The 11,942-nt window shown below is 39.6% G+C and carries 14 protein-coding genes; all 14 read right to left on the bottom strand.

Annotated features, from left to right (window positions below; translation table 11 throughout):
* Positions 1–34 precede the first annotated feature (34 nt).
* The 14 genes from L0M98_RS18870 to L0M98_RS18805 all read right to left on the bottom strand — a co-directional run bounded on the left by L0M98_RS18870 (position 35) and on the right by L0M98_RS18805 (position 11,901).
* Positions 35–886, bottom strand: coding sequence for a polysaccharide deacetylase family protein (locus L0M98_RS18870; protein ID WP_227217308.1), 852 nt, complete (start codon positions 884–886; stop codon positions 35–37).
* 10 nt (positions 887–896) lie between these two features.
* Positions 897–1,745, bottom strand: coding sequence for a hypothetical protein (locus tag L0M98_RS18865; protein ID WP_237961860.1), 849 nt, complete (start codon positions 1,743–1,745; stop codon positions 897–899).
* 210 nt (positions 1,746–1,955) lie between these two features.
* Entirely contained in the window at positions 1,956–3,152 is a 1,197-nt protein-coding gene (locus L0M98_RS18860) for a carboxylate--amine ligase (protein WP_227217310.1), read from the bottom strand.
* A 15-nt stretch (positions 3,153–3,167) separates the two neighbouring features.
* Complete coding sequence (locus L0M98_RS18855) at positions 3,168–4,226, bottom strand: ketoacyl-ACP synthase III (protein WP_227217311.1); 1,059 nt, start codon at positions 4,224–4,226, stop codon at positions 3,168–3,170.
* A gap of 13 nt (positions 4,227–4,239) precedes the next feature.
* The gene (locus L0M98_RS18850; RefSeq protein WP_255723293.1) at positions 4,240–4,488 is read right to left on the bottom strand and encodes an acyl carrier protein; all 249 of its coding nucleotides are present in this window, start codon (positions 4,486–4,488) and stop codon (positions 4,240–4,242) included.
* A 1-nt stretch (position 4,489) separates the two neighbouring features.
* Positions 4,490–5,890, bottom strand: coding sequence for an AMP-binding protein (locus L0M98_RS18845; RefSeq protein ID WP_227217312.1), 1,401 nt, complete (start codon positions 5,888–5,890; stop codon positions 4,490–4,492).
* A gap of 4 nt (positions 5,891–5,894) precedes the next feature.
* On the bottom strand, positions 5,895–6,653 hold the full coding sequence (locus tag L0M98_RS18840) for an SDR family NAD(P)-dependent oxidoreductase (protein WP_227217313.1): 759 nt from the start codon (positions 6,651–6,653) through the stop codon (positions 5,895–5,897).
* A 5-nt stretch (positions 6,654–6,658) separates the two neighbouring features.
* Positions 6,659–7,417, bottom strand: a complete 759-nt coding sequence (locus tag L0M98_RS18835; RefSeq protein ID WP_227217314.1) for an SDR family NAD(P)-dependent oxidoreductase — start codon at positions 7,415–7,417, stop codon at positions 6,659–6,661.
* 4 nt (positions 7,418–7,421) lie between these two features.
* The gene (locus tag L0M98_RS18830; RefSeq protein ID WP_099289779.1) at positions 7,422–7,646 is read right to left on the bottom strand and encodes an acyl carrier protein; all 225 of its coding nucleotides are present in this window, start codon (positions 7,644–7,646) and stop codon (positions 7,422–7,424) included.
* 12 nt (positions 7,647–7,658) lie between these two features.
* Positions 7,659–7,889, bottom strand: coding sequence for an acyl carrier protein (locus tag L0M98_RS18825; RefSeq protein WP_227217315.1), 231 nt, complete (start codon positions 7,887–7,889; stop codon positions 7,659–7,661).
* 30 nt (positions 7,890–7,919) lie between these two features.
* Positions 7,920–9,164 carry a hypothetical protein gene (locus L0M98_RS18820; RefSeq protein ID WP_227217316.1) on the bottom strand — a complete coding sequence of 415 codons (1,245 nt, stop codon included), beginning with the start codon at positions 9,162–9,164 and terminating at the stop codon, positions 7,920–7,922.
* Between the two features lies 1 nt (position 9,165).
* The gene (gene fabD / locus L0M98_RS18815; RefSeq protein ID WP_227217317.1) at positions 9,166–10,095 is read right to left on the bottom strand and encodes an ACP S-malonyltransferase; all 930 of its coding nucleotides are present in this window, start codon (positions 10,093–10,095) and stop codon (positions 9,166–9,168) included.
* Positions 10,096–10,102: 7 nt separating this feature from the next.
* On the bottom strand, positions 10,103–11,140 hold the full coding sequence (locus tag L0M98_RS18810; RefSeq protein WP_227217318.1) for a ketoacyl-ACP synthase III: 1,038 nt from the start codon (positions 11,138–11,140) through the stop codon (positions 10,103–10,105).
* 26 nt (positions 11,141–11,166) lie between these two features.
* Positions 11,167–11,901 (bottom strand): SDR family NAD(P)-dependent oxidoreductase, encoded by a 735-nt coding sequence (locus L0M98_RS18805; protein WP_227217319.1) that lies wholly within the window; start codon positions 11,899–11,901, stop codon positions 11,167–11,169.
* Between the last annotated feature and the right edge of the window lie 41 nt (positions 11,902–11,942).

Here is an 11,942-nt window from a genome sequence, read left to right as displayed (position 1 = left end):
CACAAACATTTTCTATTACACGATAGAAAAAAAATCAAATATTTATGATTCGTTGTTTTTGCCAATCAAATAAATTATCAGCTTCTTGAAGAGAAATAAACTCAAAGTCTTTGACCAACTTTTGAAACTTCCTAAAATTCCCTTTAAGCCCGTAATAAGTTTTAAAATAACGTATTGCAGCGGGTTCTCGTTCCCATCCTTTATAACGCCTTTCCTGTTTATTATCAAAATCCTTCATGTGGAAATACGTCATCACGTAATCGTGTTCCCTCACGAAAGAACGAATCATGCCATAAGGAAACAATCGAAAATATCCTCCCCCGGAATAGGCCACGGATTTTCCACACAACGTGACCATGGGGATCGGGTACTCTTTAATACGAATCCCATTGTATTCTACTATCGCGGGCCGATCTGTCTGAAAATTATTAAAACCGCCAAAAGAACGATTAGCCGGGAAAACCGAAGAATCAATTTCAATCCCGTACTTATGCAAAATTTCAAAGATATACTTGTTCTCATCCGAAATTGAAAAAGCAGGAGCTCGATAAGCCGTGATTTTTCTACCTATTAACTGCTCGATAGAATCAATTCCCACTCGTGTATCTTCTTCCGCTCCGGCATAATCAAATTTATACAAAAAAGTATGAGAATTTGAATGACTTCCTATATGATGCCCTGCCCGATCTATTTTACGAACGACATCCGGAGCACAACGAGCCATCTCGCCAAGAATAAAGAAAGTTGCTTTATAACCACGCTCCTCAAGAATATCCAAAATACGCTCCAAATAATCATTTAAACGAGGCAGCCAATCAACTTTATTGCCTAGTTTATAATATTCATATGCCCACCAATCCTCTATATCAAAAGTTAGTATGTTCATGATTCCTGACTTAATAATACACAAAATCCAAATCTGAATCTGCTGACGTGATCAAAATATTTTCATTTCTCATCATCTTTGGATCACCTGTTGCTGTATGCAATTTTTTTTTCATTTTTATTGTCAACGGGTTACATGAAATCCATGAATAATTTCTCGATGTTAAGGTGATAACGATACCTATTTTATTCATTTTTGCCAATTTTACAACAGCTAGCATCATTCTCCTCTCGTAAATAGATCGGCTACACCTGAAATCCACCAGTGACAACATATCAATCCCGCTAAGACGTGTTTTTCTCACGACCAGATACCCCTTCGTTATTCCATCAATCAGATAATTATACATATGATACTCATCCTTCCTATACATATTGAAGAATCTATTTTTCAAGAATGACCTGTCACGAACAAACTCAACTGTATCCTCCATCCAATAACCATTTTCAGGAATATCTGTTTTTTCAACATCATCGACTTTCACGAATAATTCGTTCTTGTTTAATTCAAATGTATCGGGATAATTTTCTCCGGGTTTATACCTTAAAAGTCCTATTTTCTTTAAAGCGGCAGTTACAACAAATCGATTCAATGAAATATACACTCTCACCGGATCAAGCTTAATGAATACATCCATTAGCTTAGATTGTATATTCCACGCAATATCCGTAATACCTGTCGAAAACCAATTCGTAAATTGATTTATATGACCGTATAACATTTTACTTAATCCTTTTCCCCTGAAATGACTGGAAATAATCACGTTCGCGACTAAAAAAACATTCTTTTCTTTCCCTTCATGCAATGACATTCTTGTTTCATTAGCAGTTGTACAACCAATAATCTTATTTTCATTCATCAAGATCACGGTCTTATTCCAATTTTCCTGTTTTCCATGATCCAAATTAGTCAACCACCAATCCAGATAAGATCGACTCCTATTAGGATATTCTGCAATCATGAAAGTCAATAACCTCTCGTGCCACTCCGGTGTATACAAAACTGTCTTTATATCCGTCATTTTCGTGTAGAAACCCAAATGTGTTACCAATCAAGAAATATCAAACCATTAAACTCTAGTTCCATCTTTAGATTTTCTAAAAGACGGGCTTAGTTGCTTTTTTATATTATGCATGGTTCCCCAAATAAAAGGTAATGGGTCTTTAATATCTAAATCCTGAAAATACAAATTTTTACCCCAAAAACGGAACCAACTCGGGTATGTATTGAAACGTTTGGATGAATAAAAGAACCATAACATTTCAAAACCGATATGCCTTAAAAATTTACCATAGCGATACTCGTATTTTTGTTGAGGATTTCCCATATACTCGTCTAAAATAATTCTTCCCCAATCTATACCCGAAACAATCGCCGCTTTAACGCAAGCCGGTACTCTTGGATTTAACTCCATGATTTTCAAATCACCTTCTTCCGGGTCTTCGATAAGATCAAAATCAGCAAAACCTACCCAACCTAAATCTTTCAACAGATTATAACAAATCTCTACCACTTCCTTATTCTCAACAGTTACGGCACAACAACTACTTCCTCCATTTTCCGGATACCATCTATATTTATAAATGACAGACGAACTTACCAACTCCTGCTTCTCGTTCACGTATAGCTGAACTTCCACTTGAGCTCCACCTTGTTTTATGTATTTCTGCAAATGACAATCACCATATTGGGCATAAATTATCGGATATTTTTCCAATAACTCTTCATAGGAATGAACCAGCGTCATGCCTCTTCCTCCACAGGTATGATTAGGTTTTATTAATAGCGGAAACACGCATTTCTCTTTACCGACTTTTTCTATATTCTCTAATGAATTGATTGTAAATGGATGTGGATAATTTTTAGCCTTGCATAAACTCATCAATTTGTTTTTATCATATCCATTCTCAAATACATTATAATCCGGAACTTGGAACCTAACATATTGTGATAATGCCTCTTTATTTTTACTTAAAAACTTAGAAGCCATATCTGACATCGGAATAACCGCATCTATCTTTTCTTTTCTTACAACATCAACAACGAAGTCATAGAATAAAACAGTATCGTCTTTTAAGTTACAGAAATATTTTTTCGAAACATATTTTGAATCATCCGCGTACGAATGTTTTCCGTGATATATCATCACGACTCTGTTACCCAGTTTACGTAAAGACTTGACTATTATTAGTCCCTGCGTTCCGCCATCAAGTACTAAAATATTATACATATAGTTTGCCGGAACTTTATCAAATCTATTCTGCACAAGACTCTCAAATTACTATACCAAAACCAACTCGGGCACAATCATCGGTTGGGACTTCATCCACACGGTTCCCCAAGTCAATCCTAATCCGAAAGAAGACATAAGTAAAGTTTTCTCTTCTTTTATCAATTGTTCCCGCAAACGTGTCACCATTAACGAGGGAATAGAAGCTCCCCCCAGATTCCCGAATTCTTCCAAATTATATGGTACCTTTCCTAATGGCAACTTCAATTTTTTAACAATCCGATCAACAATCATCTTGTTTGCTTGATGGATAAGAAAATAGTCTATATCATGATCTCTGTCAATATTATAATCCGCCATAAAGGTTTCTATCGACTTGGGCGGTTTGGAAATCGCAAAAGAAAACACGTTCATTCCGTTTATCAACGTGTGCACGGGTGCTCGAACAATCCCGTGCCCGAAATCTTCATACACGAAAGACTCTTCCGTGATCGGGTGACGAAATCCCCCGTGGGGAGTCATCAACGCCTCGTATCCTTTCCCGTACGAGTGAAAATCAACCACGATGTCATGTGCTGTCCGATCATATTCTAACGCCATTGCCGTACCACAATCACCAAACAACGGTACTCGGCTTTTATCTTTCATGGATCCCATTCTTAAAGCCGTGTCCCCGACAAGCAATAAGGCGCGTTTCACGCTACCGGAAGATAATAAATTTCCTCCTGTTGTAATGGCATACATACAACCGCAACACCCCATCGGGATATCCATCGTGAAACAATTCTCCGAAAATCCCAACCGTTCCTGCAATAAACAAGACGTGGGCGGAGTTTTATAATCTCCGGTTACCGACTCGAATATCAAAACATCCACGCTCTCTCGTTCCCACTTCAAGTCAGCTAAAAGTTTTTCCGCAGCAGCAAAACACAGATCCGATGCGCAAACATCATCCGAAGCAAGATGTCTTTGCTTAATACCAACCGTATTATTGAATACCTCGGCTTCTTCCGGGGTAAAAAAGTCAAAATCCGTCGTATGAATCACGTTTCGAGGAACAGCTGCCGCAACTCCTGCCATTCTCACGTTTTTTATCTCCCACCTTGCCATAAGTCTTACCGTGTTAAATTTCCACCCCGTACACTCTCAATATCTCTTTGCCCGTCTTATAAGACGTGAAACTCATGATATCTTCCGGCTCAAACATGATATCAAACGTTTCTTCCAGTAATGCAATTACATTCAATTGATGCACGGAATCCCACTCCTTTACACTATCCTTTGAAAAATCATCATTCAAAACATTCTCTGCCACACCAAAGACTTCCGTGAATACCTTGTTATATTTCTGCTCCATTATTATTATTTTCATTTTATTGGTTACTCAATTTACTATACAAAATCTTCCCCACGTTATTCTTAGGCAGCTCGGGAATCACCCTTACCTCGAAAGCCGAAGCCACAATCCCGGTCTTTACCACCAGTTCTCCTTTTACCTGTTCTTGCAGTTCGGGTCGCGTAATGTAAACCATCATCTTCACGTCCGTTCCCACACAACCGCATTCTATCGGGTATTTCGATTTAATGATATGCTCGCACTCGTCCAACCCTACCCGAGTCCCGTATAGCTTCAGGAAACGCCCTGTACGCCCCACGATATAATAAAATCCGTCACTATCCCGATACGCCAAATCTCCCGTCTTCAGACTTCCGTTTCGCGTATCTCCCAAAGCCAAATCCTCCTTACACAAGGCATACCCCAATGTCACATTCTTTCCCCGGTAGCACAATTCCCCCTCCCGATTATTTTCCTCGATCACTTGTCCCCCCGTGTCCGTCAGGTACAATTCCCCGTTAGGCACAGCTTTACCAATACTACCACACTTTGACAAAGCAAATTCCGGCGGTAAATACGCCATTCTGGCTGTTCCTTCCGTCTGACCGTAAGTGGCTATCCATCGTTTCCCTGTTTGTTGTGCGTATTCCACAAATTGAAGATTCAATTCCCTTGACAGTTTTCCCCCGCCTTGTGTCAACAACTCCAAATCGGGCAGAGCCATCCTGAAAAAACGCATCATTCGCAAGATCTCGAAACTGTAAGGTACTCCCGTGAAACTCGTCGCTTTTTGTTCTTTCAAAAAAATCCAAAACTCCCGCTGTGTCATACTCAAATCCGTGGCAAGAATAGTCGCTCCAACGAACAAATGACTGAACACAACTGATAACCCCATCGTGTAATACAAGGGTAACACGAGTAGCGGTCTATCACTTTTTTTTAATTGAAAAAAAGTCGAGATGTTCAACGCAGAAGCCTCCACATTCTCGTAACTGTGCCGCACCAATTTCGGGCTGCCCGTGGAACCGGACGTGGGTAAAAGATGCGATAACTTCTCATGTAGCGGATAAGCCATATTCCCCGTTTTCAATAAGGAATAACCGAAACGACTCAACTTCTGTCCAAAACCGAATCGTTCAGCATCCCTACTTGGAACACATACATAACCGGGTTGGTAAATTGAATATAGCTGTTCCAATAACTCCCCATCTATCTTAGGATTCAACAACAAAGGGACAATCCCGGTATTTATGAATCCCATACTCCAAGCAATCCCACCCGCGTCATTATCGGCAAAAACGAACACCAGAGAACGATTGGAGATCTCTCGTTTCAATTCTTCTGAAAACTCCACCAGTTCCCCATATCTCAACTTGTTTCCGGCAGAATCTACTACCGCCAAAGAATCAGCATCATGCTTATTAATATTCAGTACCATACCTTTATATTGACGCACAACCGTCCACTCCTAAAATCTGTCCGGAAATATAAGAAGCCCTCTCGGAAGCCAGAAAAGCACAGGCATTAGCCACGTCTTCCGGGCTCCCCAAACGTCCGAGAGCAATTTTTCCTATGCGTTGATCAATCTTGTTTCCCGTGGTTTCGTACAACTCAGTGAAGCGTTCCGTTTCCACGATTCCCGGAGCCACCGCATTCACCCGTATTCCTTGTAAAGCAAGTTCCTTCGCTGCCGATTTTGTCAAGGATATAACCGCCCCCTTCGTTGCCGAATAAGCAACTTGTCCCGGCGATCCTAATACAGCTGTCACAGAAGCAATATTCACAATCGAACCGGTCTTGTTTCTTGCCATAAATCGGGCGGCCAGTTGTACCAACTCCAAGACGGCGATCACATTCACCCGAAACATCAATTCCGTTTCATCACGAACAATCATTCCCATCTTCCGGTTGAAAACCACTCCTGCATTATTCACCAGCACATCTATTCTTCCTTCCTGCTTGTGAATTGACATCAACGCACTTTTCACCTCTGCACTATTCGTAATATCGCAACAAACGGGTATTACTCTTGTCCCGAAACGTTCAGCACAAGCCTCTACCCATTGCTCCATTACTCCAACCTGCCGATCGAAAGCATATACCACCGCTCCATCTCCGGCAAAACGCTCGACGATAGCTTTACCGATACCTTGGGCAGCACCCGTGATTATACAAACCTTACCTTGTAACAATCTTTCCATAAGTATTAACTTAAAGTCATCCCTCCATCTATTTTTAAAGCAGTTCCGGTCACCCACGAGGAAGCATCCGATAACAAATAAATAACGGCCAAGGCTACATCTAAAGGTTGCCCATATCGTCCCAAGGGATAGTTTTGCAATTCTTTTCGGTGATCTTCTTCCGTGAATTGTCCATTACGCACTAAATTGGTTTCCACCATACCGGGATTAACACTATTGCATCGAACACCTTTAGGTCCCAATTCAAGTGCCACCGTCCTCATAAACGCATCTATTCCACATTTAGTGGTAGCATAAATCCCGTTCCCGACAGAAACCCGAAAAACACCACCCGCCGAAGCCGTAAAGACAATCGAAGTCCCCCGTTTCACTCTCTTCCTTTTCACGAGATATTTTGTCAATAACATCGGGGCTATCAAGTTTATTCGCTGAACCCTTTCGATCTCTGCTATTGTAATAAATTGAGTTAAGGTAAGTTTCATGACTCCGGCATTACAAACACACCCGTCCAAAGCAGGTACATTCTCGACCAAGTCCGCTATTTCTTGTTCCTCGGTAAGATCAATCTTATAATAGCGATGTTCTTGACCGGAAACAACCTCAAGGGAAGATAAAGTTTCTTTCAACCCCTCTTCATTTATGTCTGTCAAAATCAAGCTCGCACCCAACCTTGAACACTCGATAGCAGTAGTTCTGCCAATTCCCCCGGCTGCCCCGGTTATCAATAGCACCTTCCCGTCCAGAGAGTATGGATTGTAAGCCATGATATTATTTCTTCTCCAACACTTTATTATACAAATCTTCTATTGTCACCGCATCACGAATATCTTCTCCATTAAGTACAATATCATACTCTTCATCAATCATGGAGATTAATGCCAAAGCAATCAAGGAAGACCATTCATCCAACTCTCTGAATTTTGTTCCCGCCTTAAACACTTCCGGATCCGTTTCTTCAAATAACTCCGCAAATTGTTTTATGAAATTTTGCATATCCGTATCAATTTATCGAGTTTGTATTAAATTATATAATTCCTTAATCGTAGACACGGAACGCAGATCCGCTCCCGTAAGGAATTTATCAAATTCCTCATCAATCATTGATATAATTGAAAGCGCTACCAAAGATCCCCATTCTTCCAATTTTTTGTATTCTGTATCAGAAGTAAAAGTTTCAATAGGAGTTTCATCAAACTCTGCTGCAAATCTCTGCACAAATTCATCTAATGTAATCATAATAAATACTCAATTATATTAATACTAATTTTATTTTGAATCGTAGACTCGTTTACTATATATGCTATAATTATACATGCAAATAGCAATAAATATCAAAAAATATATATAAGGTTGGTGCATCATCCATGCCCGATGAAGATAAACCAGAAATAGCGCACAAATCAGGAATATTCCCTGTCTAAATTTAGCACCTAACAAAGCTGTATAAGCTAAAATTACAGATAAAATCAAACCGATATATCCTAAAAGAAGAATTAATCCGCGATAATCAGAAAGAACAACTTCACTGTCAAGTTTACCTAAACCCGATATCACCTTGGACGAATGAGTAAACTGTTCGTAGTAATAAGCCCCTGTTTGGTTAATACGTTCATCCAAAGCCCCCTGTAAAGAATTTGTTGAGATAAAAGAACCTACAATTTGCTCTAGATTTCTTTCATAAAGTAAAAACGATAACTGTGCTTGTAAACTTTCATCTAAACTAAAAAAGATAATCGTACAAAATAACAAAAAAGACAGGTAAATTTTCAACTTTCTCCATCCTACCTTATTGACCATCATGTCATATAACTCTCCCAATCCGGCAAGGATGACAAAATTTATTGAAAACGTCAACATACCACAGATCACGATCCACTTACTGATACTATTTCGGGCAAATCGATCTATCAAAAATATAAAACCCAAAATAATGGCAAAGTGTCCCGGTTCTTGCAAAGGGCCACACGCCCGCGGAATGACAGAAGACAGGAAGCCTCCTTTAGCCGTAACAACGATACAACCATACACCCGATAGGTTACACCTGCCATTTCATGAACGTTGGACTGTGCTTCCAACTCGTAATAGGGCAAATACTGTATAATCCCCGTTACCGCACAAATGGCGATAACGCATGAACCTATGGCTAAAAAAATGATTACATTTCTAAATAGGGAATACACCTTGTACAGAAGCTCATTCCGCCAAAAAGCCAACAGTATCAGTGGAAAAAAAATAAAAAAACGAATTGCCGTAGCTAAAATTCCATCATCCAACCTCCACGTTAAATAAGCAAAAAAAACAAACACAGAAAAAGCCAACAACAATCTCTTTGAGGTAAAAAACAATTTTCTTCTATTATACAAAAACAACGTAGCTATAACTACCAAAACCCCAACGAGTGTTGTCAATCTATTTTCAAGCGGATTCCAAAGATAAAAAGGATTTATAGCCGTAAATATCCAAAGGAATCCGGCTAAAGATGAAAATCCGCTAACAAGATTCATCTGCATATTAATGAATACTTAATGGCTGGCAGGATTCATACAAGGGAAGCGTCCAAATCGAACATACACGCTTATCCGGGTACATACGGGCTACAATTTTTTGCAAAGTATCGTCCGGACCCACTTCATAAAAATCCATTGCCCCCTCTTTTGCCAAGTTATGCACCATTTGAGTCCATAACACGGGATGAGTAATGTGTTCTATCAGATTATCTTTTATCCGTTCGGGTTCCGAATGTAATAGCCCGTCCACACATTGACAAACAGGAACAAAAGGTGTATGAAAAGTTGTTTTATCAATATGTTCTTTTAATTCCAAACGAGCTTCTTTCATATACGGGGTATGAAAACTACCACCGATCATTAATGGAACTGCCTTTTTGGCTCCTTCTGCCATAAAAGCCTTACAAGCTAATCGAATACCTTTTTTTGAACCGGAAATAACAACTTGTCCCGGTCCATTATAATTGGCAAAATAAATCGGCTCTCCGGTTTCATCCCAAATTTCTTTAATCCTTCGGGCTATATATTCATCGGGAAGTCCGATAACTGCCCCCATAGCTGTTTTTACTGTTTCGCAAGCCTTTTGAGCAATCAACGCCCTATGCAATACCAAATTCAATCCATCTTCAAAACTAATAGTGCCGTTTACAACAAGAGCGGCAAACTCTCCCAAAGAATGTCCGGCAACCAGATCCGGCTTCAGTTCTTCCTGAGCTAAAGCCAATGCAACTTCATACAAGAAAACTGCAGGTTGTGTATTTCGAGTTTCCATCAACTCCAACTCTGTACCATAAAACATGACATCGGTTATCCTTCTCCCCAACAAATCGTTTGCTCTTTCAAAAATATCTCTAGCTTTAGGAAAACGGTCATACAATTCCTTTCCCATTCCTTCGTGCTGGCATCCTTGCCCCGGAAACATGAAAACTTTCATATAAAAATTATCTCAAATCTTGGTTAATCGGTTTGTAAATATTCGTTTCCGACAGATCACAAGCGGCACTTCCCCATGATAATCCGACACCATAGGCCGCCAACACGACCTTGTGCCACTGACGTGTATCCGGTTTTGTTATTCCATTCGCGTAATCGGTCAACACCAAAGGAACTGTCGTAGGTCCGGTATTCCCATAATTCTTAATATTAAAAGGAGCTTTTTCTTGATCAAGTTTCATCTTCTTCTTCATAAAATCCAATGTAAACTTAGTCGCTTGATGCAAAGCGTAAAAATCTACTTCATCCTTATCCCATTCCATAAATTCCAGCATCGTTTTAATACTTTTGGTACCACACGATACTATAAACGCGAAAACATCATCCCCTTTATTGGCATTCTTACTATAATCCAATTTCCCCACGTTATCCGGCCAATGACGGAAACCGCCATTAACATTTATCACGGTGTTGGCTCCCGCTCCATTGGAACATAAATGGAAACCGATTGAAGAATTACCTTCTGAAATTAACGTTGCCGAACCGCAATCGCCAAAAACCATCCTTGCCCCGAGATTACTCGGATTCAATATCTTTGTATTCGTATCTCCGGCCATTAGCAACACGTTTTTACATGCCCCGGAATGAATCATGGATGCCGCTTGAAATAAGCCATACAAATATCCGGAACACCCGTAGGATATGTCAAAGCAAATGGTTTCCTGCGATAATCCGAGTTTATGCTGTAGAACCACAGAGGTAGCCGGATATAAATAATCAAAGGTTTGAGAAACAAACACGACTCCATCAATTATATCCCGATCAATTTTTTCATTTTTTATCAAAAGTTCGGCGGCTTCAAAGCATAAGTCCGAGGTCGTTTGATTCTGTCCCGCCACATGCACCCGGACAACACCCGTCGTTTTCTTTACATTATCAATCTCCTTCTCCTCGTACTCGCCTTTCAAGGAATCCATTTCAAACGTCTTCTCCGGAAGACAAGTTGCCACAGCCTTGATCTTTACATTCTTTATCAATACTTTCATTACACTATATATTTACATGTAAGTAATTAACTAATTGCCTGTCCTCCGTCAATAATCAAGTCGGTACCGGTAATCCATCTACCGGCATCGGAAAGTAAATAGATACATCCATAAGCAATATCATCAGGAGTTCCAAAACCTAACGGAATCATAGCAGCCTGTTTGGCCATATCCTCTTCGGAGAAATTACTCTCAGATTTTGTACGAATAATACCCGGATGAATACAATTTACACGTATACTTTTAACTCCGCATTCCAAAGCCATTACTTTCGCAAAAGAATTTATCGCACCTTTAGAAGCCGAATACAGCGAATTTCCTTTATAAGGCTTTAACGAAGCCACCGATGAAATAAATATAACTGATGCACCTTTATTAATCTTGTTTTGACGCAGTAAATATTGAAGCAAAGTGATATTAGAAAAAGTGTTTGTTTTAAATACCTCTTCTACGCCGGCTCGTGAATTATATTTTACAGGTGACGTTTTTACCATTCCTGCACACAAAACAATTCCATCAAGCGGGGGAAGAGAAGACACTAATGCAACAATCTCTTTTTCATCAGATAAATCACAAATAAACTTTAATTTATTATCACCCTCCAGTGCTTGATAAACATTATTCAAACGATCTTCATTCCGTCCTATGACAATGGAAGAGCACCCCGCTTCAGAACAGCGCAAAGCAATTTGTTTCCCAATACCGGAAGAAGCCCCAGTGACCAGTACGGTCTTAGTATTCAACAAAAATTCCGAATTCATTTTTTATTTTTTTAATATCAATTTACACGAATGAACCGCTT

The sequence above is a fragment of the Butyricimonas sp. DFI.6.44 genome (assembly GCF_022132345.1).
Classification (GTDB): Bacteria; Bacteroidota; Bacteroidia; order Bacteroidales; family Marinifilaceae; genus Butyricimonas; species Butyricimonas muris.
The sequence above is the reverse complement of the archived record's forward strand: the minus strand, read 5'-3'. Positions and strand labels throughout refer to the sequence as shown.

Coding starts and splice junctions, on each gene's coding strand:
- L0M98_RS18855 (WP_227217311.1), bottom strand. CDS start 4,226: ATGGCAAGGTGGGAGATAAAAAACGTGAGAATGGCAGGAGTTGCGGCA.
- L0M98_RS18865 (WP_237961860.1), bottom strand. CDS start 1,745: ATGAATGAAAATAAGATTATTGGTTGTACAACTGCTAATGAAACAAGA.
- L0M98_RS18810 (WP_227217318.1), bottom strand. CDS start 11,140: ATGAAAGTATTGATAAAGAATGTAAAGATCAAGGCTGTGGCAACTTGT.
- L0M98_RS18840 (WP_227217313.1), bottom strand. CDS start 6,653: ATGGAAAGATTGTTACAAGGTAAGGTTTGTATAATCACGGGTGCTGCC.
- L0M98_RS18845 (WP_227217312.1), bottom strand. CDS start 5,890: ATGGTACTGAATATTAATAAGCATGATGCTGATTCTTTGGCGGTAGTA.
- L0M98_RS18825 (WP_227217315.1), bottom strand. CDS start 7,889: ATGATTACATTAGATGAATTTGTGCAGAGATTTGCAGCAGAGTTTGAT.
- fabD (WP_227217317.1), bottom strand. CDS start 10,095: ATGAAAGTTTTCATGTTTCCGGGGCAAGGATGCCAGCACGAAGGAATG.
- L0M98_RS18870 (WP_227217308.1), bottom strand. CDS start 886: ATGAACATACTAACTTTTGATATAGAGGATTGGTGGGCATATGAATAT.
- L0M98_RS18830 (WP_099289779.1), bottom strand. CDS start 7,646: ATGCAAAATTTCATAAAACAATTTGCGGAGTTATTTGAAGAAACGGAT.
- L0M98_RS18820 (WP_227217316.1), bottom strand. CDS start 9,164: ATGCAGATGAATCTTGTTAGCGGATTTTCATCTTTAGCCGGATTCCTT.
- L0M98_RS18850 (WP_255723293.1), bottom strand. CDS start 4,488: ATGAAAATAATAATAATGGAGCAGAAATATAACAAGGTATTCACGGAA.
- L0M98_RS18805 (WP_227217319.1), bottom strand. CDS start 11,901: ATGAATTCGGAATTTTTGTTGAATACTAAGACCGTACTGGTCACTGGG.
- L0M98_RS18835 (WP_227217314.1), bottom strand. CDS start 7,417: ATGGCTTACAATCCATACTCTCTGGACGGGAAGGTGCTATTGATAACC.